24 protein-coding genes and 1 pseudogene are annotated in these 16,588 nt (G+C 68.0%); 12 read left to right on the top strand and 13 right to left on the bottom strand.

Translation table 11 applies throughout. From position 1 onward, the window contains the following. Positions 1 to 182 precede the first annotated feature (182 nt). From BKA00_RS29800 to BKA00_RS29790, 3 genes are all read left to right on the top strand, one after another. Positions 183 to 683, top strand: coding sequence for a GNAT family N-acetyltransferase (locus BKA00_RS29800; RefSeq protein WP_230298972.1), 501 nt, complete (start codon positions 183 to 185; stop codon positions 681 to 683). Beyond that, entirely contained in the window at positions 671 to 1,243 is a 573-nt protein-coding gene (locus tag BKA00_RS29795; RefSeq protein ID WP_221493340.1) for a helix-turn-helix domain-containing protein, read from the top strand. The genes BKA00_RS29800 and BKA00_RS29795 overlap by 13 nt, the downstream gene beginning before the upstream one ends. 366 nt (positions 1,244 to 1,609) lie before the next feature. Next, positions 1,610 to 2,164: a hypothetical protein gene (locus BKA00_RS29790; RefSeq protein ID WP_185030681.1), complete on the top strand. Its 555-nt coding sequence runs from the start codon at positions 1,610 to 1,612 to the stop codon at positions 2,162 to 2,164. 247 nt (positions 2,165 to 2,411) lie between these two features. Here BKA00_RS29790 and BKA00_RS29785 read toward each other — a convergent pair whose 3' ends face one another. Then, positions 2,412 to 2,870: a helix-turn-helix domain-containing protein gene (locus BKA00_RS29785; RefSeq protein ID WP_185030680.1), complete on the bottom strand. Its 459-nt coding sequence runs from the start codon at positions 2,868 to 2,870 to the stop codon at positions 2,412 to 2,414. Between the two features lie 28 nt (positions 2,871 to 2,898). Between BKA00_RS29785 and BKA00_RS29780 the strand changes: the two genes are divergently transcribed. After that, the gene (locus BKA00_RS29780) at positions 2,899 to 3,588 is read left to right on the top strand and encodes a methyltransferase domain-containing protein (protein WP_185030678.1); all 690 of its coding nucleotides are present in this window, start codon (positions 2,899 to 2,901) and stop codon (positions 3,586 to 3,588) included. A 734-nt stretch (positions 3,589 to 4,322) separates the two neighbouring features. Beyond that, entirely contained in the window at positions 4,323 to 4,646 is a 324-nt protein-coding gene (locus BKA00_RS29775) for a hypothetical protein (RefSeq protein WP_185030676.1), read from the top strand. A 251-nt stretch (positions 4,647 to 4,897) separates the two neighbouring features. On the opposite strand, the gene BKA00_RS29770 is transcribed toward BKA00_RS29775, so the two are convergent. Next, a complete protein-coding gene (locus tag BKA00_RS29770; protein WP_185030674.1) occupies positions 4,898 to 5,491 on the bottom strand; it encodes a pyridoxamine 5'-phosphate oxidase family protein in 594 nt (197 codons plus the stop codon). Between the two features lie 20 nt (positions 5,492 to 5,511). Between BKA00_RS29770 and BKA00_RS29765 the strand changes: the two genes are divergently transcribed. Further along, on the top strand, positions 5,512 to 6,102 hold the full coding sequence (locus tag BKA00_RS29765; protein ID WP_185030672.1) for an RICIN domain-containing protein: 591 nt from the start codon (positions 5,512 to 5,514) through the stop codon (positions 6,100 to 6,102). A gap of 309 nt (positions 6,103 to 6,411) precedes the next feature. On the opposite strand, the gene BKA00_RS29760 is transcribed toward BKA00_RS29765, so the two are convergent. Continuing rightward, positions 6,412 to 6,555, bottom strand: coding sequence for a hypothetical protein (locus BKA00_RS29760; RefSeq protein ID WP_185030670.1), 144 nt, complete (start codon positions 6,553 to 6,555; stop codon positions 6,412 to 6,414). Between the two features lie 397 nt (positions 6,556 to 6,952). Here BKA00_RS29760 and BKA00_RS29755 point away from each other — a divergent pair, with 397 nt between their 5' ends. Then, the gene (locus tag BKA00_RS29755) at positions 6,953 to 7,663 is read left to right on the top strand and encodes a helix-turn-helix domain-containing protein (RefSeq protein ID WP_185030668.1); all 711 of its coding nucleotides are present in this window, start codon (positions 6,953 to 6,955) and stop codon (positions 7,661 to 7,663) included. Here BKA00_RS29755 and BKA00_RS40670 read toward each other — a convergent pair. Together BKA00_RS40670 and BKA00_RS29745 are read right to left on the bottom strand one after the other, a co-directional pair. Further along, positions 7,645 to 7,965, bottom strand: a complete 321-nt coding sequence (locus tag BKA00_RS40670; RefSeq protein ID WP_338072171.1) for a dihydrofolate reductase family protein — start codon at positions 7,963 to 7,965, stop codon at positions 7,645 to 7,647. The genes BKA00_RS29755 and BKA00_RS40670 overlap by 19 nt on opposite strands. Positions 7,966 to 8,263: 298 nt before the next feature. Next, entirely contained in the window at positions 8,264 to 8,428 is a 165-nt protein-coding gene (locus tag BKA00_RS29745; protein ID WP_185030666.1) for a hypothetical protein, read from the bottom strand. A 622-nt stretch (positions 8,429 to 9,050) separates the two neighbouring features. Here BKA00_RS29745 and BKA00_RS29740 point away from each other — a divergent pair. Next, a complete protein-coding gene (locus BKA00_RS29740) occupies positions 9,051 to 9,575 on the top strand; it encodes a hypothetical protein (RefSeq protein ID WP_185030664.1) in 525 nt (174 codons plus the stop codon). 58 nt (positions 9,576 to 9,633) lie between these two features. On the opposite strand, the gene BKA00_RS29735 is transcribed toward BKA00_RS29740, so the two are convergent. Beyond that, positions 9,634 to 9,801, bottom strand: coding sequence for a dihydrofolate reductase family protein (locus tag BKA00_RS29735; protein WP_185030662.1), 168 nt, complete (start codon positions 9,799 to 9,801; stop codon positions 9,634 to 9,636). A 174-nt stretch (positions 9,802 to 9,975) separates the two neighbouring features. Then, positions 9,976 to 10,338 carry a transposase gene (locus BKA00_RS29730; RefSeq protein ID WP_230298971.1) on the bottom strand — a complete coding sequence of 121 codons (363 nt, stop codon included), beginning with the start codon at positions 10,336 to 10,338 and terminating at the stop codon, positions 9,976 to 9,978. 59 nt (positions 10,339 to 10,397) lie between these two features. On the opposite strand from BKA00_RS29730, the gene BKA00_RS29725 reads away from it, so the two are divergent. Continuing rightward, positions 10,398 to 11,641 (top strand): IS3 family transposase gene (locus BKA00_RS29725; protein WP_244993810.1). Its coding sequence is split into 2 segments (ribosomal slippage): positions 10,398 to 10,680 and positions 10,680 to 11,641, totalling 1,245 coding nucleotides; the frame shifts between segments, so codons are not numbered across the junction. Between the two features lie 24 nt (positions 11,642 to 11,665). Here the strand turns inward: BKA00_RS29725 and BKA00_RS29720 are convergent. The 3 genes from BKA00_RS29720 to BKA00_RS29710 all read right to left on the bottom strand — a co-directional run bounded on the left by BKA00_RS29720 (position 11,666) and on the right by BKA00_RS29710 (position 12,738). Then, positions 11,666 to 12,013 (bottom strand): hypothetical protein, encoded by a 348-nt coding sequence (locus BKA00_RS29720; protein ID WP_185030659.1) that lies wholly within the window; start codon positions 12,011 to 12,013, stop codon positions 11,666 to 11,668. Next, positions 11,983 to 12,150: a hypothetical protein gene (locus BKA00_RS29715; RefSeq protein ID WP_185030657.1), complete on the bottom strand. Its 168-nt coding sequence runs from the start codon at positions 12,148 to 12,150 to the stop codon at positions 11,983 to 11,985. Before BKA00_RS29715 ends, BKA00_RS29720 begins: the two co-directional genes overlap by 31 nt. A gap of 156 nt (positions 12,151 to 12,306) precedes the next feature. Continuing rightward, positions 12,307 to 12,738, bottom strand: a complete 432-nt coding sequence (locus tag BKA00_RS29710; protein ID WP_185030655.1) for a Rossmann-fold NAD(P)-binding domain-containing protein — start codon at positions 12,736 to 12,738, stop codon at positions 12,307 to 12,309. On the opposite strand from BKA00_RS29710, the gene BKA00_RS29705 reads away from it, so the two are divergent. Then, positions 12,704 to 12,931 (top strand): helix-turn-helix domain-containing protein, encoded by a 228-nt coding sequence (locus BKA00_RS29705; protein ID WP_221493338.1) that lies wholly within the window; start codon positions 12,704 to 12,706, stop codon positions 12,929 to 12,931. The two genes, BKA00_RS29710 and BKA00_RS29705, sit on opposite strands and share 35 nt — an antisense overlap. Positions 12,932 to 13,233: 302 nt before the next feature. After that, the gene (locus BKA00_RS29700; RefSeq protein WP_185030653.1) at positions 13,234 to 13,992 is read left to right on the top strand and encodes an alpha/beta fold hydrolase; all 759 of its coding nucleotides are present in this window, start codon (positions 13,234 to 13,236) and stop codon (positions 13,990 to 13,992) included. On the opposite strand, the pseudogene BKA00_RS29695 reads toward BKA00_RS29700, so the two are convergent. After that, positions 13,964 to 14,254 (bottom strand): annotated as a pseudogene (locus BKA00_RS29695) (transposase); the annotation flags it as partial. The gene BKA00_RS29700 and the pseudogene BKA00_RS29695 overlap by 29 nt on opposite strands. A 15-nt stretch (positions 14,255 to 14,269) precedes the next feature. Here BKA00_RS29695 and BKA00_RS29690 point away from each other — a divergent pair. Further along, the gene (locus BKA00_RS29690) at positions 14,270 to 14,842 is read left to right on the top strand and encodes a DUF6461 domain-containing protein (RefSeq protein ID WP_185030651.1); all 573 of its coding nucleotides are present in this window, start codon (positions 14,270 to 14,272) and stop codon (positions 14,840 to 14,842) included. A 360-nt stretch (positions 14,843 to 15,202) separates the two neighbouring features. Here the strand turns inward: BKA00_RS29690 and BKA00_RS29685 are convergent, their stop codons facing one another. Next, positions 15,203 to 15,589: a VOC family protein gene (locus tag BKA00_RS29685; protein WP_185030649.1), complete on the bottom strand. Its 387-nt coding sequence runs from the start codon at positions 15,587 to 15,589 to the stop codon at positions 15,203 to 15,205. 511 nt (positions 15,590 to 16,100) lie between these two features. Beyond that, positions 16,101 to 16,550, bottom strand: a complete 450-nt coding sequence (locus BKA00_RS29680) for a hypothetical protein (protein WP_185030647.1) — start codon at positions 16,548 to 16,550, stop codon at positions 16,101 to 16,103. Positions 16,551 to 16,588: the final 38 nt, after the last annotated feature.

Genomic DNA, 16,588 nt, shown 5'->3' with positions numbered 1-16,588 from the left:
AACGCCCTCCCCCAGACACGACTACACGTTCGCTCCCTATCCCCCAAAGCCCCCCTGAAACCGTCCGCTTGCACCGCGGGCGACATCGTGGCGTTCCGGACCTTGCTCCTGGCGGTAGATTCCTATAGTGGACAAACGTCCACTATGCTGGATGGCGGCCGATCAGATGGCGGGGAGGCTGGATGATGCTGCGCTTCGAGCTCGACGACCTCGGCCGGCCGGAGGTCCGCCGGCTGCTGGAAGAGCACCTGGCCGACATGTACGCGACATCGCCGCCCGAATCGATCCACGCGCTGGACCTGGACGGGCTGCGCGGCCCGGCGATCGCGTTCTGGTCGGCCTGGGAGGGGCCGGAGCTGCGCGGATGCGGCGCGCTCAAGGACCTCGGCGATGGCGACGTCGAACTGAAGTCCATGCGCACCGCGGTGGCCGCGCGGGGGGCGGGGATCGGATCGGCCATCCTCCGGCACCTGCTGGCCGTCGCGGCCGAGCGCGGTCACCGGCGGGTCCTCCTGGAGACGGGAAGCCAGGAGTTCTTCGCGCCGGCCCGGCGGCTCTACGCGCGGCACGGCTTCACCCCGTGCGAACCGTTCGCCGACTACGTGCACGACCCCAACAGCGTCTTCATGGAGTTGCGGCTCGACGCCGAGGCCGGTCCCGAGGTGACGGCGTGTCCACTCTGATGGAGGAACCGAACGTCCTCGGGCGGCGCGTCAAGGCGGAGCGCGCGCGGCGCGGCTGGTCGCTGGCCCGGCTCGCCGACGCCTCAGGGGTGTCCCGAGCGATGATCAGCAAGGTCGAGCGGGGCCAGAGCAGCCCGACCGCCGCCCTCCTCGGCAAGCTGTCCGCCGCCCTGGAACTGAGCATGACCGAGATGCTGTCGCCGGAGGACGGCCCCGCGCCCGGCCAGGTGCGGCGCGCGGCCGACATCCCCGACTGGACCGACCCCGGAACCGGCTACCTGCGACGGCAGATCTCAGGGCCCGGCTTCCCCGCCGACGTCACCGAGATCGTGCTGCCCGCAGGCGCCCGGGTGCCCATGCCGGCGGCGTCCTACGCCTTCATCGCCCAGCTCGTCTGGGTCCTGGACGGCAGGCTGAGCCTCGTCGAGGGGGCGGCCGCACACGTCCTCACCGCGGGTGACACGTTCGAACTCGGCATGCCTCAGGCACGCGAGTTCGTCAACGACGGCACCGGCGAATGCCGTTACCTCGTGGTCGTGACCCGTAAGGCCACAGCCTGAGACGGAGGGGGCGTTCTCCGGACCCCTTTCGCCCGGCCCGCCGCGGCCATCGCGGAAGACCCCGCCATCGGCCCGGGCGAAGCGGCCGTCGCGGAGATTCCGCCCATACCGGCACCGTTTCGGCTTGATCGCTTCCCGCCCCTTTGGCGGTGTACGACCGTCCGTGACCAGGCCCGCAGGCGTCGGCCACCCGGTACTGCCGACGTCCTGGAACGTGGCCGGAAACTGCCACGATTGTTCGGGATCGAGCTGGAACCAAACGGCCGTCACAGGCATCACATAAGGCGAGAAAGGTGCAACGGCACCCCACAGTCCCAGACTGCGGTACCTTGCACGCTCCCCCCATTTCCAAGCATGGAGGAATACATGCGGCGTGTCGCCATAGTGACCGTCCTCTCCGGCGCCCTGGCCGCCGGAGTCCTCGCCGCGGGCCCGGCCGCGCAGGCGGCGGAGACCAAGCCCGCCGACAAGCTCGGCAAGGAGGTGACCAGCACCAGCCAGCAGCCGATCTCCAAGAAGCAGCTCATCTCCGAGGCCCAGAGCATGGGCCAGCCACTGACCGCCAAGGAGAAGGCCTCGGTCCAGGCGGCTACGTACTGCCGCACCATCCAGTACACCCGTGGCCGGAAGGCCTCCAACGGCAAGTGGATCATCGCGGTGACCAGCCGCCTCTACTGGTGCTACAACGGCTACTCCGTCCGCTCCTACCGGGCCAACCTCAAGGCCTACACCTACAACAAGTACAAGTGGGTGTGGAAGGGCTGGGCCGTGAAGAAGGCCACCCACCCCAGCAACTGGGCCTACGTGACGACCTACGCCCAGGGCGCGTTCTACTACACGGGGAACCGCCACACCTACAAGCCGTACATCATCCTCCGCGGCTACAGGAACGGCGCCTACAAGTGGAAGGTCGGCGGCTGAGCCTGCCGGGCCGAAGCGAGACCTCACCGTGAGCCGCCGCTCCATTCGCCGGCATTGGGAAGCCACCGCACCGGGGCCGACCCAGGCGACGGAGCCGGCGCCATGGTGACGAACGCAGATCACGCGGGCTGATTTCACAGGCCGAACACGGCCCGCACAAAGTGATCATCGGAAGCTCCTGGACGGCCGGGTGTGCGCACACCCTGGCCGCCAGGAGCTTTCTGCTGTTCCGCCCCTGAGCGGCCGGCTATGTCGGCGCGTGCGCGCCGCCGGCCCCGGAGGCGCCCTCGGCGGTCTGGTCCGGGCTGCGACGATCCGGGCCCGGCACGGGAGACGACCGCAGTCGATCAGCCAGGAGTCCCTGGAAACGCGGGCACGTCATGATGTCGTCATGTGGGCATTCGCCCTCGATCATGTCGAGCGCGGCCTGCGCACGGGCGATCCGCACCAGCAGCATCTCGCGGTGCCGGACCGTCACCTCGTGGCGCGCCGACGTGGACCGGGCGGCCAGCATCGTCCGGATGTCCGCGAGCCCGAAACCCGCTTCCTTCGCGACCAGGATCGCCGCCACCCGGTGCACGTCGGCGTCGGTGTAGCGGCGGCGGTCGCCCGCGCGGGCCGGCGCCAGCAGCCCCTCGGCCTCCCAGTACCGCAGGACGTGCGCCGGCAGCCCGAACTGCCCCGCCACCTCGCCGATTGACTTCATGTCGACATTAAGTCGCACAATGACGGCCATGTCCAAGCTGCTCACCGTCCTCGACGCCTTCGACGACCTCCCCCAGGCCCGTGAACTGCGAGAACACACCTACGAAGGGCTGGGCCCCGCCGTGGTCGACGTGGGCTGCGGGAGCGGCCGCGCCGTCGGCGAGCTGGCCGCCCGCGGGGCACGGGCCATCGGCGCCGACCTGGACCCCGCCATGATCGAGGTCGCCGCCGAACGCTGGCCCGCGGGCGAGTTCCACGTCGCCGACGCCACCGCGCTGCCCCTGGACGACGGCTCCGTCACCGGTTACCGCGCCGACAAGATCCTGCATGCCCTCGCCGAGCCCGAGCGGGCCGTCGCGGAGGCCCGCCGGGTCCTGGCCGCCAACGGCCGCGCGGTCCTCATCGGCCAGGACTGGGACACGTTCGTCATCGACTCCGACGATCCCGAACTCACCCGTTCGCTCGTCCACTCCCGCGCGGACGCCACGCCGAACCCGCGGGTCGCCCGCCGCTACCGGAACCTCCTGCTGGACAACGGGTTCACCGACGTCACCGTCGACGTCCACACGATCGTGTGGACGGACGCCGCCGTCCTCCCGGTGCTCGGCGGCATAGGAGGCGAAGGCGCCTGGTTCGAGGACCAGGCCGCCAGGGCGCGCGCCGACCGCCTCTTCGTCGCCATCCCGTTCTTCGTCGCCTCGGGAACCCGCGCCGGCTGAGCACCGGCGCCCCGAGTCCGCCCCCGCGCCACCGCCGAAGCCGGCATGCCCCTCCGGCTGCCGACGTCCACATTGCGCATGGCGCGCTCCCGCGAACTGTCCGTGGTGAGCTGCCAGAGCGGTAGCAATCGGACAACCCAGGAGGGCCCATGTCCAACACGTTCACCACCCCGCCGGAGGAACTCCCCACGAGGATCCCGCCGGGGCAGCCGCGGCCGGACCGCGCCTGACGGTCGAGACAGACCCGCGCCGGTAGCGAACCTGCGAAGGCGCGCGGTCGCAGCACCAGCAGCTCCTCCCCTCCGGGGGAGGAGCTGCACCCTTCTCACCCCGAAACGAGCCTCGGGCGGCGGCCGGAGCATGGGCGCTCCCGCCCCGATCACTCTGATCCAGGACATCCCGATGATCTGCCACGACGTCGGGGTCTTCTGCTCTTCGATCAGGTCGACCAGCAGCCCCGGCAGCGGGATGGCGCTCCACAGAGCATGCGCAAGGCCCTCGACGACTGATCGCGAGGGCCATCGAGGCGTTGCCCGGCGCTACCGGGCGCGGGGGCGCCCCCAGGCCCCCCTGTGGCCGGACGGCACGCGACCACCGAGGGTTACACCTGCGGATACGAACGTCCCAGTTGCCGTTGGCGGTGAAACCATGACGGTCTTCCCCAACGCACGTCTTCGAGGCGTGCGTCAGAGAAGACGCCTTCGAGGCGTTACTACAACCAAGAGGGGCAAGAAATGCTCTACACACTCATCGTTGTCGGCCTGCTGGCTTTCGTGGCAGCACGGCAGAACAGCAAGCAGCTGGCGAACCGCGCCGCCATCATCGCGGTACTCATGGTCCTCGTGGTCCAGGTGGGGTCCGACGGCCCGCTTCTCCGCATGGGTGGGGCCCTCCTGGTCGGGGTCGCGGCCGGCAAGGCCCTCGACAAGGTCAGCCCCGTCTTCACCCCGGCCGACCCGAAGTCGAGGATGGCTGGCTTCGCCCGCCTCATGAAGTCTGTCGCGTTCATCGCGTTCCTCGTGGTGGCCGTGATCGCGATCCTTCCGCTGTGGGAGTGACCCTCAGCGCAACCCCGGTGTTCCGGCGGGCCCTCCCGCCGGAACACCCCCTTCTTCCAACCGAGACTGAACATCCCTCTGACCGTCGTGCCATGCACGGCGGCGCCTGCTCTACGGCCTCCCTCCCCAGGGGGGCCGACCTTTTTGGTCCCCCTAGCCCGGGGACAGACCACAAGGCTCGGCGCCGGCGTGCGCCCGGGCTGCGGTGTGCACCGCGATCGCCCGAGATGCCGTCGCTCACCGACTCTGCCCTACACGGCCGGAGGAAGCGGCGGCAGCGGCAGCGGCAGGCCTGGTAGGCCGTCGATGCTGGTCGCGACGTGCTCCTTCTTGTGGAAGTAGGCGTCCAGCGACTCGTCGGTCTCGCGCGCGAAGCGCGAAGCGTGCAGCGGACGGTCCTGTTCGTAGGTCATGAACGGGACGGCGTATCCGCAGGTGTCGCGGATCTTCTCGGCGGTCACGACAATGATCGCCCGCAGGCCGTGCAGGGTCGGGTCGATGGCGGGGAAGTGGCCCATCAGCTCGCTCCAACGCGCGTCGTCGCGGAAGACCGGCTCTCCGCGGCCGTGCACGCGCACGATGTTGGGCGGACCGTCGAAGGCGCACCACATCAGCGTGATGCGGCCGTTCTCGCGCAGATGGGCGATGGTCTCGGCGTTGCTGCCGGCGAAATCGAGGTAGGCCACGGTGAGTTCATCGAGCACGGCGAACGAGCCGTCGAGCCCCTTGGGCGAAAGGTTCACGGTCCCGTCGCCGGCCAGCGGCGCCGTCGCGGTGAAGAAGATGTGCTGCGACTCGATGAAGGTACGCAGCCTGCCGTCTATCCGCTCGTAGCTCTTTCCCATGGATCGAGTATGGCGGCACGGTGATTCCGCCCAACGGTCCCGGTGGCGGCATCCTCGTTGCGATCGCGCTCGTGAAAGACGGTCTCCAAGGGCTGAACCCGCGCAGCCTGACCCCGCGTCAGCGGACCGGGATGCTGCTGCACGCGCTGAGGGGCTCTCTGATGAAGATCGGCGGGCCACCGCAGGAACTGAGCTGCGAACACCCGGCCATCACCCGCCAAGCGGTCAAAGCCGACGCGACGGATCTCCCTTGCGATCAGGTCAGGGCCTGGGGTGACGAAACACCAACTATGACGGTAAGTAGTTACAGAATCACTACTAGTGATATTCATGGGGACTCAGACACGCCAGTACACCCGAAGGGGAGCCCCCTGATCAAGCGTCTTCCACTGGCCGCCCTGGCCCTGGCCCTCGCGGCAACGGCCGCCGTCCCGGCGACTGCCGCCGCGGCCTCGACCCCCCAGCGCGCGGCACAGGACCCCGTCTGCCTGGACGCCACGAACAGCCGCGCCGACAACACCAACGTCCGCCTCTGGCGCTGCATGAACCACGCCAACCAGAAATGGGTCATCCGCGACGGACAAATCATCGTCGCCGACACCCTCACCTGATTCACCGCATGTTCCGATGACCCGTCCTCGATGACGGCCGGAACGAGCAGGGCCCAGGTTCGGGGAGTCGGCTCCCTGGCCTGGGCCTTCCAAGTGAAGCGTGTGACACGAACCGAACCCGCGCGGCGGCGCTCGCCCCCCGACCACCCGACCTCCCTCAGCCAGGCCAAGGTGACCGGCGAAAAGTGGAGACTATCTGCGAGACGGCGTCCCGGCCTCTCCGACGGAACGGGCCTCTGGTCGGCGTCGTCGATGAGCGGCCCCCCGGGTAGGAGGGCCGCCCGCTTTCACGGCCGCGAGGGCCGCGACTCACTTCTCCGGGAGCACCGCCTCGGCCGCGGCAGCGGCCGCTTCGGGGCTCTCGTTATTGGCCAGGGCCTCGCGATAGATGCGGTCGCTCTCTGCGAGACGCTGCATTCGTGCCTCGGCCTCTTCTTGACTCTCGGACATCATGCCCTCCTCGTTTGCGGAAGCACCTGTGCCTTCTTTTCCACAGGTCGAAGGAAACCGTCCGTGCTCGCTCCATTTCCGCACGGTCGTGGCGTGCCCATCCCCTGAAGCATGGAGCCGACCTCGAACGTGATCAGGGCGAGCCCGTCGTGTCTCTGTGCCTCCTACCGGTGTCGCGGAAGCCGGCGATCCAGGTCGATGTGGCCAGCAGGCGGCGAGAGAGCAGGCCCCGGTGCGAGGAGAAGGGATCGGACACCTGGCGGGCGCAGTGGCCGAGGAACGAAAGCGGCCTGGCGGTCAGTGACTTGTCACTGCCCTGGGCCTTCGTCTTGGAGCGGGTCGCGGCTGTCTGCAAGTTCGTCCGAGAGCCTCGGCCGCCGACGCAACGTATCCTGCGCCCGTGAAGCTGCGCTTTGAGACGCGCCGGTCCGACTCGCCATGGGTCGACTCCGTGTGGACCTGTACGAACGAGCAGGTCACGGCGATGACATCGGTCGCAGGGGCGTGCTGGGGCCTGGTGTTCTGGGAGCGGGAGGGCCGGACGTACGCGGCGATCACCGGTCCCGAGACTCGGACCGCCACCGCGCCTGTGCCGGAAGGCGCGACCTTCACGGGCATCGAGTTCGCCGTGGGAACCTCCCTGCGGGCCGTGCCCACGTCGGCGCTGGTCAACGGCGGCATCGAGCTCCCGGACACCACACGCCGGACGTTCCGGCTGGACGGCGGGCGCTGGGAGACCCCCGGGGCCGCCGACGCCGAAAGCCTCGTCGAGCGTCTCGTCCGGACCGGGGTCGTGGTTCGGGACCCGCTCGTCGCCGAGGTGCTGCGGGGTCACCGCCCGGAGGTCTCGGGGCGCACGGTGGAACGCCGGTTCCGCGCCGCGACCGGGCTGACGCGGGGCGGCGTCCGGCAGATCGAGCGGGCCCGCAAGGCGGCGGAACTGCTGGCGATCGGCGAGCCCGCCGCCGACGTCGTCGCCGAGCTCGACTACTTCGACGAGTCACACCTGGCGCGGGCGCTGCGCTCCTACGTCGGACGCACCGCCAGGCAGCTGCGCGAGGGCGCCGGCGGCGCGATCGGCCTTGACCTGGATCAGCGCCTGACGTCGTAGACGAGCTTCAGGATCCCGTTCGAGTAGCTCTCCGACTCCCGCAGCTTCAGCATGCGCTTGTCGCGGTCGGCGCGGCCGAACAGGCTCTTCCCGGCACCGAGCAGCACGGGGAAGACGAGCAGGTTGTACTGGTCGACCAGACCGGCGTCCGCCAGCCGCCGGGCCAGCTCCGCACTCCCGTGGATGAAGATCGCGCCACCCTCGCCCTCCTTGAGCGCGGCGACGTCCTCGGTCGAGCGCAGGATGGTCGTCGGCCCCCATCCGTCGACCAGGTCGTCATCGGACAGCGTCGTCGACACCACGTACTTGGCAGTTCCTTGTAGTCGGCGTGGTCCTTCGAGCCGGGCCAGACCGGCGCGAATGCCTCGTAGCTGCGGCGGCCGAACATCAGCGCCGTCGTGTCGGCGAGCTCCTCGCCCTTCAGCGACCAGGCTTCCGGGACGAACTCGAGGTCCTTGAAGACCCAGCCGCCGCTGCGGTGCTCCTCCCCCGGCCCGCCGCCAGGCGAGTCGACGACGCCGTCGAGCGACATGAAACCGGTGTAGACGAGGTCACGCATTGTGTTGTCTCCTCATATTCGGGCGAGCTGTTGGACACACGCTAGATCGCGACCGCGGCGGCCGTCTTGGACGGAAACGACAGCGGGCGCAGACGATCCTTCACCCGCGCCTCACTGTCGCCTCCGGGAGGGAGTAGCTGGGGATCCGGGTCAGGAACTCCTGGTCTGCAGTTCTCGATGAGCAGCCAGAAGCCGTTCTCGTCCATGCGGCAGAGCATGGCGCATGGATCTGACAGTCGCGCGACCGCCCTGATTCCCCTGCAAACGATCAAACCCGCGTTCGGGGGTCACTTGAAGTGTTCGGTTACAGTCAGCGCGCTCTGCCGGCCGCCGCCCTCCAGAGGAGACCGGCTGGCCGATGCTGGGGATCGAACCCAGCGCCCGGATGGCAGCTGGCATTGCAGGCACGTCGGGGTACAGACCCGTGTGGCCGGCAGCTTTCCGGCACCACCGACTCGTGGTGGAAGCGGGTGCGGAGCTCAGACGAGGGCGCTTTCGCATCCCTCGTACTTGCCCCGTTCGTGTCCGTGCTTTGAGCGCCTCCAAGGAACAGCGACCGTAGCGGAAAGCCGTTCTATTCTTGCCTTGAAGCGCCTCATCGCTCGGGAAGATAGCCAGCGGGAGCTAAAGAATCCCAAGAAGCGAAGGGCGAGACCGGGCATGTAACGGGCACGATGCCCGCGAACGAAAGACGCGGAGCGTCAGTGATTGGTCACCGCAGAGCCCTGACCCGGAAAGCGGGTGAAGGGGGTCGAACCGGCGATGTCGGCTTCGGGACCACCACGGTTGCTAGCTGCTACCGGAGCGGGGCATTGATATGGTTGAACAATGTCATCGTTCAGCGGCTGGGCTGTTATCGACCTGAACGGCGGGCGGGATCCCGAGGAATTCGCGCTCGCGCTCGCGGCCGCCCACCAGTCGACCCTCGATGTGATGATCGAAGGGGCACGGGTCTTCGTTTTCGCCGACTTCAGCGTGACATTGTCCTCGGCAGTGGAAAAGCTCATGCCGGAGTGGGGTGCGCGGGCGATCACGGCCTCCGACTTCGACGAACACGGCGTGATCAACGAGGTTCTCGGCCCCGACGGCACGGCCGTACACGTCGCCTCGATCGAAGAGGAGGGCGAGGGTCTCCCGGACAACGACACGGTGGAGAGCCGACGGGCTGCGGCCGCGCTGTTCGGCGTGGAGCCGTCCGCCCTCGACGAGGTGGCGGAGACCTGGAGCGAAGAGGGCGCTCAACCGTCGGTGCTGGGCGTGCCTTACTTGAGGTGGTGGACCGCCCTGGGAGCCCCTTGGCCGCACCCGTTCGAGTCGACCACCGTCGAGCCCCCGACGGCATCCACTTCCTAGGCTGCCTTCACAGTTCCGGGATCACGCACTGGCGCCGTCGGCTGGCGCGTACATCAGTTCAAGGATTCCGGCCGGGCTTGGCGATCTGGTCCGCCGTGTCACCGCCGGCGATCCGCGTCTCGGGCCGGTCGCCGGCCGAGTTCAGGGTGCGGGAGAACAGGACCTTGGGAATCCCGTTCACGGCCTGGGCGGAGGGGTGGTCGGAGTCGGGCCAGTGTCCGGCCACGGTGCCTCCGTGTGCCGCCGGGACGGTCCCGGCTTCCATCGCTCGATCAACTCGTGCTCTGCCGCTGATCACTCGCACACTCAGACACCGGTTCCCCCCAGAAGGAAGCGAAACGATCGCCGTGGACGTCATTGCGGACCCTAAGTGGTCCTGTTCGTGAGTCCTTCGGGGTTCTCAGGCTGCGACTGGTTGGTGATGATGCCCGGATTGTGGCCCGGGCTCTTTCAGTTCGTGTCGCTCGATCCGCGCCAGCAGGTCGTCGAGATCGGTACGAGTGAACTTCCATCGGAAGGGCCGGGCGGTCTGGTTGCAACGGTGCTCGAAGGCAGTCAGCCGGTCTTGGATCTGGTCCAGGTCGGTGAAGTCGTTGGGGGTCACGACCTTGCGTTGCACGATGGAGAAGAAGATCTCTATCTGGTTGGTCCACGAGGCATGCACGGGCGTGTGGACCATCACCGCGTTGGGGTAGCGGGCGGTCAGGCGGTCGATCGCGGCCTGGCCGCGTTGTGAGGAGCCGTTGTCGACGATCCAGAACACGCGGCTGGCTGAAGCGCCCCGGGTCGGATGGAGGCTCGTTTCCCTGAGAGGATCGAGTCATGGCACGTCCGTCCCCCTATCCCCCTGAGCTGCGCAGGCGCGCGGTCCGCATGGTGGCCGAGGTCCGCCCGGACTACCCCAGTGAGTGGTCGGCGATGAAGGCCGTCGCGGCCAAGCTGGGAGTCACCTCGACCGAGACGGTGCGCAGCTGGGTGCGTCGGGCCGAGGTCGACGCCGGTGCCCGGCCGGGGACCACGACCGAGGAATCAGCCGAGCTGAAGCGGCTCAAGCGGGAGAACGCCGAGCTGCGGCGGGCGAACGAGATCCTCAAGGCGGCGGCGGGTTTCTTCGCGGCCGAGCTCGACCGGCCACCCAGGTACTGATCGCGTTCATCGACGCGTTCAAGAGGGTGTTCGGGGTCGAGCCGATCTGCCGGGTGCTGTCCGCGCACGGCACCAAGATCGCACCGTCCACCTACTACGCCGCCAAGTCACGCCCGGCCTCGGCCCGAGCCGAGCGTGACGCATGGCTCAAGACCGAGATCACCCGCATCTACACCGACAACTACCGGGTGTACGGCGCACGCAAGATCTGGCGGCAGCTTCAGCGCGAGGGCCATGTCGTGGCGCGCTGCACGGTCGAGCGATTGATGCGCGAGCTGGGCCTGCATGGTGCCCGCCGCGGCCGCAGGGTCCGCACCACCGTCCGCGACGACGGGCATGAGCGGGCCACCGACCTGCTGCGCCGCGACTTCACCGCCGGCAGCCCGAACCGCCGATGGGTGGCCGACTTCACCCACGTGACCACCTGGGCCGGCGTGGTCTACATCGCGTTCGTGGTCGACATCTTCTCCCGCGCCATCGTCGGCTGGGCGGCGGCGACCACCAAGCGGACCCGTCTGGTGCTGGACGCGCTGGACATGGCGCTGTGGCGGCGCGACCGGGCCGGACGACCCGTCGGGCCCGGCCTGGTCCATCACAGCGACGCGGGGTCGCAATACACGTCTTTCCGGTTCACCGCGCACCTGGTCGACGCCGGGATCGACGCCTCCATCGGCACCGTCGGCGACGCGCTGGACAACGCGTTGATGGAGTCGGCGATCGGGCTCTACAAGACCGAGCTGATCAAACCTGGTGGGCCGTGGAAGAACCTGACCGGCGTCGAGCTGGCCACCGCCGGGTACGTGGACTGGTACAACACCACCCGGCTCCACGGTGAGATCGGCCACGTCCCACCCGACGAATACGAGGCCCTCTACTACCGACAGAACCACACAGAACCGCAGGTCACAGTCACAACATAGAGCCTCTATTGAACCCGGGGCGCTTCAGGCCAAGGCGTAAGGCTGACGGGCCATGACCTCATCGACCAGTTCCATGAACGGATCGATCCCGGTGGTCTCGGAGCAAAGCCCGAGCACCTGGGCCCGGTGGACGTCGTAGGCCGCCAGGTAGGCCAGCGCCCCACCGCGGTCGTACTCATGCTCAACGCGCATCGTGCGGGAGATGCCCGGCGCCAAGGTGGGGTGGCAGTGGCAGCGCGCCTGGATCGAGGTCTTTTCATCAGAGGAGATCACGTATTCGTCGTCGGCGAGCGGAACGCCATCGAAGATCCGGGCGTACAGATCCAGGACCCGACCGGCCTTCATGGCGAACTGCGGGTCGCGGACGAACACCCCGAGGCGTACTGCCAGGGCTTGAGCGTGTCGGCGGTCAGCATCCGGCGCACGGTGGAGGCCGACATCGCCGGTGCGATGCCCCGGGCCACGACCTGGTCGGCCAGTTCGGGACAGCTCCACCGTGACAGCGGCACACCTTCAGCCCTCGCCGTTCGGAGGCTGTCAGGGTGATCTGGCGGGCGCGAGCAACGAGCACGGGAGGGCTTTCCAGACAAGATCGTCAATGACGCGTGGCGAATGTCCCCGATCAACCTGCTCGGCAGGACGCAAGGGAGAGGCCCTACTGCCCGTCAGGCATCCGCTGCTTCCTGGAACACAGCGGCGTTGCGTGTGCACCAGTCGGCGAATGTTCGCGGCGCACGTCCGGTCAGCTTGCGCACGTTGTCGGTGGTGTAGGCCAGGACGTCGGCCGCCATCAACTCAAATCCCTCCACCAGCGCCTCGGCCAGCGCCGGTGGCACGCCGTTGGGGAAGCGGGCCTTGACGGCTTCCTCGGCCGAACTGACCTTACGGGCCTGCAGATCATGGCCGATCGTCTTACTGATGACCGCGACCTGCCCGGCGACGGTGAACAATTCTTCGCCGGTGAGGTCGTATGCCTGGCCCGCGTGGCCGTCCTCGGTGAGGACGGCGGCGGCTGCGGCGGCGATGTCAGCGGTGTCGATCGGTGCGTAGAGGCCTGGGCCGATGGGATCCAGGACGTATCCGCCTTCTCGCGACAATCGACTCGTCCGGCTCTGGCTGACCGACGAAGGCCGCGCCCTGCAGGAGCCGGTCGAGGCGGAACGCCGTACGCTCGAGGAGAAGGTTCTCGCCGACCTCACCACCGCCGAGCGAAGGCACCTCATGGCCGCGCTCACCAAGATCCACCGCTCCGCGGCTGCCCTGCTCGCCAAGCCCGGCCCCCCTGATTGAGACCGATCGCACCGAGCACGCCGGCCGCCGCACCGCCAGCGCCGGGCTGCGCTTCCCCTGCCGGTTCGCCTACATCGAAGGCGAACCGGCCACCGAAGAACGGCTTCCCCTCAGCCGGATCCGCTACAGCGGATCAGGCTCTGTGTGGGGATTCGGCCTCCACCTCGGCTACCTCGGCCACTGACCATCCATCAAGCCCCCGAGGAACTTACGGCTCAGACCACTAAGAGCGTGTCTCACGTGGTGCTGTGACGGTGCTGCTCCTTGCGCCGTGTCTCACGGTGCGTCGCTATGCTCGCCGCGTGGGCGAGGTCGTGGTGGTGCGTGATGGCTTTGGGCCCGAGGTCCTGCTTGTGCATGGCGGTGCTGGCCCGCGGACGACGTGGGGCGCTTTGGCTCCGCTGGCCGATCGGTGGACGCTGGCATATGTCCATCGCCGTGGCTATCCGCCGAGTCCACCACCGCAGGAGTGTCAGGACTTCGAGGTGGACGCCCTGGACTTGGCGCCGCTGCTCGTCGGCCGCCCGCACGTTGTCGCCCACTCCTACGGCGCCCTCGGGGCGTTGATCGCGGCCGCCGCCGCGCCGGGCAGCGTGCGCTCGCTCACCCTGATCGAGCCGCCGCTCCACTACCTTGTCCCTGACGATCCCGAGGTGGCGCGGCTCGAGCGCATCGCCGATGCGGTCCTCACCCACGGGATGGACATGGACCCGGCCGAGTTGCGCGAGTTCCTCCATCTCGCGGGCGCGCCCGTCGGTGACGGCCCGCTCCCCGAGAACGTGGTCGCCGGCGTTCGGCGGGCGCAGGGTGGTCGGCCGACCAGGGAGGCGCACCCACAGCTCGACGCGATCCGTGACGCCGGCGTCCCAGTGCTCGTCGCGTCCGGAGACCACGCGGCCGCGCTCGAGCGGATCTGCGACGCTCTGGCGGATGTGCTCGGTGGCGAGCGCAGCGTGCATCCGGGCGCTGGTCACTTCGTCGCCGCAGCACCGGGCTTCGCCGAACAGCTTGAGGCCTTCCTACGCAAGAGCGTCACGTGGCAAGCTTCTTCCAGCAGGTGAGCGTGGCGGCGAGGGTGAGGAACGCGGCGAACAGGTTGGCCGAGCGTTCGTAGCGGACGGTGAGCCGGCGGTAGCCGAAGATCCAGGCGATCGTGCGCTCGATCTTCCAACGGTGCCGGCCGAGCCGCTCGCTGGATTCGACGCCGCGGCGCGCGATGCGCGGCGTGACACCGCGGCGGCGCAGCCAGGCGCGCAGTTCAGCCGAGTCGTATCCCTTGTCCGCGCGGGCCTTGTCCGGTCGGCGGCGGCGCGGTCCGCGCCGGGCGCGGATCAGCAATTGAGCGACCTTTCGGAGTACTTTTCCGTTGAGGAGAACATGTCTTGGACGGTGGTGCGTTCTCCACACCGGGCGCGCTTGACCGTCGAAGAGGTGGTACGTCGGTTGCACGGCGAACCGGACACCATGACGACGGGCCGTCCGGCTGATTGCGCCTCTGACCTCGAATACGACGACCTGGATGACACGGTTTTCGTCGAGCAGCGCGGCGACGCGGTCATCATCGTGGGGTTCGGCACCGCCACCGCCGAGGAGGAGGCGTTGCGGCGGCTCGGCCAGAACGCCACCGTTCATTCGGTGTTCTGGACGATCAACAACTTCAACAGGCTCTACTACATCGTCGACGGCGTGGTGGTCACCGAACTGGACACGCTGAGCCCGCTGGACCGGCGGGGAACCGACCCGGAGGCTTTGACCGACCACCTCGACGCCTTGTGCAATCTTCACGGTAGTTCCGACCCAGGCCCGGACTGGGAGACGGCGATGGCCACCTTGGAATCATTGACCGGCCACCGACTCGATCCCGACTGGTTCACCCGTCCTCAACTGCTCGCAAAGGTGAACCGCCACTAGGAGCGCCCCAAGGCTCGATAATGCTCGGCTATCGATGCACCGTTGGCATCCCAGCTGACGAACCGCCAAGGGCCGCCACCATAGCTGCTGATCTGCGCCCCTCGGCCCGCTAGGAACGACGACAGCAAGACTCGCTCGACGCCGCTTCCCCTGAGCAGGGATGCTCCGCGGACGGCGAGATGGTGTGCCATGCAGATGCGCGCGAACGAGCGTTCCGGGACGCGAGGGCGGGGCCGCGAAGCCCCGCTTCGGGCACGTCCAGCCCCGCTCAGACTTTCCGTTAGTGCCAAGGGCAGCGAGCCAGAAAACTCCGCACCGAACCGGTCCGGGATGCTCGTCCCGCCCGGGACCACAGGGACTCTAGGACGAACCGGACGGGGCCCGGCTCAGATCCACGATGCAGAAGATGTTGCCGTCGGGGTCGGCGAGGACGACGAAGTCGGGGTCCGGCGGATACAGGTCCCAGTCGACTCTGACAGCTCCCAAACCGATCAGACGCTCGACCTCGGCCTCCTGCTCGGCCGTGGTGTCCGTCAGCAGGTCGAGGTGGATGCGCGGGTGCGCTTCGGCGGGCGAACTGCTGAGCATCAGAGCGAGCGCCCGGCCCGACCCATCCGCATATTCCAGTGTCCGCCAACCTGGGCTCTCCCACTCGGATACGGGCACCAAGTCCAGCGCGGACGTCCAGAACGATACGGCCCGGGGAATGTCGGTCACACCGATTACGGGGAAGCCGAGTCTCAACATGAACCCGAGTCTAGGCAGCGTCCCAACAGCTAAGGGACTTACCAGTGCAGCCGTCCAGGGGGGCCAGGGGCTTGAGCAGAGGCTCCGCCATCCCGATTCCGAAGAACGGCATCGGCGGTGAGCATCTGTTCTACGAGTCTCACGAACAGCTCACGCGCTTCCATCGGTAGGTACCGGTCCCGTTGCAAAGGCTTCGGCGCAAGTGACCATGAGTACCCCTCACTGACCGCCCTGATGGCACGACACCATAGCTGCTGACCGGCGTACCTCGGCTGACCGGCACGGCGACAGCATCCGATCATCCGAGGGCGAGCGGACCCGGAGCGCAGCGCCGGCCAAGGCCCGAGCATCGGAAGCCGCGCGGCGGCGTCCGCCGCCAGCCACGCAGCCCACATCAGCCAAGCTGTGGCGATCGTAGGACTGAGCCGCGGACTACCTGTTTAAAAGCAAGACAGCACTGTCCAGATCCGTCCTCACCCGTCCCCTGACCTGAGCCGTGCTTGGTGCTCGTTCACCGATCGCTGTATGAGGCGTACGCGAGGTACTCACCAAACTCGTCCGGGAACCATGTGGGAGTTCCCCATCGCCCGCCATGTTCCAGCGAACCCTCGTACTCGATCTCCAAAACGCTGCCCTGCTTATGGTCCATCATCCCGAGTCGCCGGTTCCTGCTGTACAGGAAGAGCGAAACGCTGGTGTGAGGCTTCCCGTTGATGGGCTCCATCCCCAGCACTCCTTCCCAGCACAGCTGGAAGCCGTTGCCTTGTGGGGGCGAACTACGGATAGGACAGGAAAACGAGAACCCCTCGTCGTCCATCAAACACTTATCCAAAGGCTCCGCAAGCGTAATCTGTTCCTGCAGAAGCGTGCTCAACTCCGTGACGAGCCGACTAATCCATCCCGGTCGGGGGTCATCTCTGCCGATCACCTGGTAAGCCTCCGATCCACTAGTGAAGGTCATGGCGCCAACTCTAAGAGTTGGGCGGCCGGAGCCGGGCT

The sequence above is a fragment of the Actinomadura coerulea genome (assembly GCF_014208105.1).
Lineage (GTDB): Bacteria > Actinomycetota > Actinomycetes > Streptosporangiales > Streptosporangiaceae > Spirillospora > Spirillospora coerulea.
This window is presented reverse-complemented; position numbering and strand designations above follow the sequence as displayed.

Excerpts from the sequence above, each read along its gene's own strand:
- BKA00_RS29775 (WP_185030676.1), top strand. The coding sequence starts at position 4,323 with ATGCTCTACACACTCATCGTTGTCGGCCTGCTGGCTTTCGTGGCAGCA.
- BKA00_RS29780 (WP_185030678.1), top strand. The coding sequence starts at position 2,899 with ATGTCCAAGCTGCTCACCGTCCTCGACGCCTTCGACGACCTCCCCCAG.
- BKA00_RS29790 (WP_185030681.1), top strand. The coding sequence starts at position 1,610 with ATGCGGCGTGTCGCCATAGTGACCGTCCTCTCCGGCGCCCTGGCCGCC.
- BKA00_RS29685 (WP_185030649.1), bottom strand. The coding sequence starts at position 15,589 with ATGTTGAGACTCGGCTTCCCCGTAATCGGTGTGACCGACATTCCCCGG.
- BKA00_RS29770 (WP_185030674.1), bottom strand. The coding sequence starts at position 5,491 with ATGGGAAAGAGCTACGAGCGGATAGACGGCAGGCTGCGTACCTTCATC.
- BKA00_RS29800 (WP_230298972.1), top strand. The coding sequence starts at position 183 with ATGATGCTGCGCTTCGAGCTCGACGACCTCGGCCGGCCGGAGGTCCGC.
- BKA00_RS29745 (WP_185030666.1), bottom strand. The coding sequence starts at position 8,428 with ATGGACGAGAACGGCTTCTGGCTGCTCATCGAGAACTGCAGACCAGGA.
- BKA00_RS29740 (WP_185030664.1), top strand. The coding sequence starts at position 9,051 with ATGTCATCGTTCAGCGGCTGGGCTGTTATCGACCTGAACGGCGGGCGG.
- BKA00_RS29785 (WP_185030680.1), bottom strand. The coding sequence starts at position 2,870 with ATGAAGTCAATCGGCGAGGTGGCGGGGCAGTTCGGGCTGCCGGCGCAC.
- BKA00_RS29705 (WP_221493338.1), top strand. The coding sequence starts at position 12,704 with ATGGGATCCAGGACGTATCCGCCTTCTCGCGACAATCGACTCGTCCGG.
- BKA00_RS29680 (WP_185030647.1), bottom strand. The coding sequence starts at position 16,550 with ATGACCTTCACTAGTGGATCGGAGGCTTACCAGGTGATCGGCAGAGAT.
- BKA00_RS29760 (WP_185030670.1), bottom strand. The coding sequence starts at position 6,555 with ATGATGTCCGAGAGTCAAGAAGAGGCCGAGGCACGAATGCAGCGTCTC.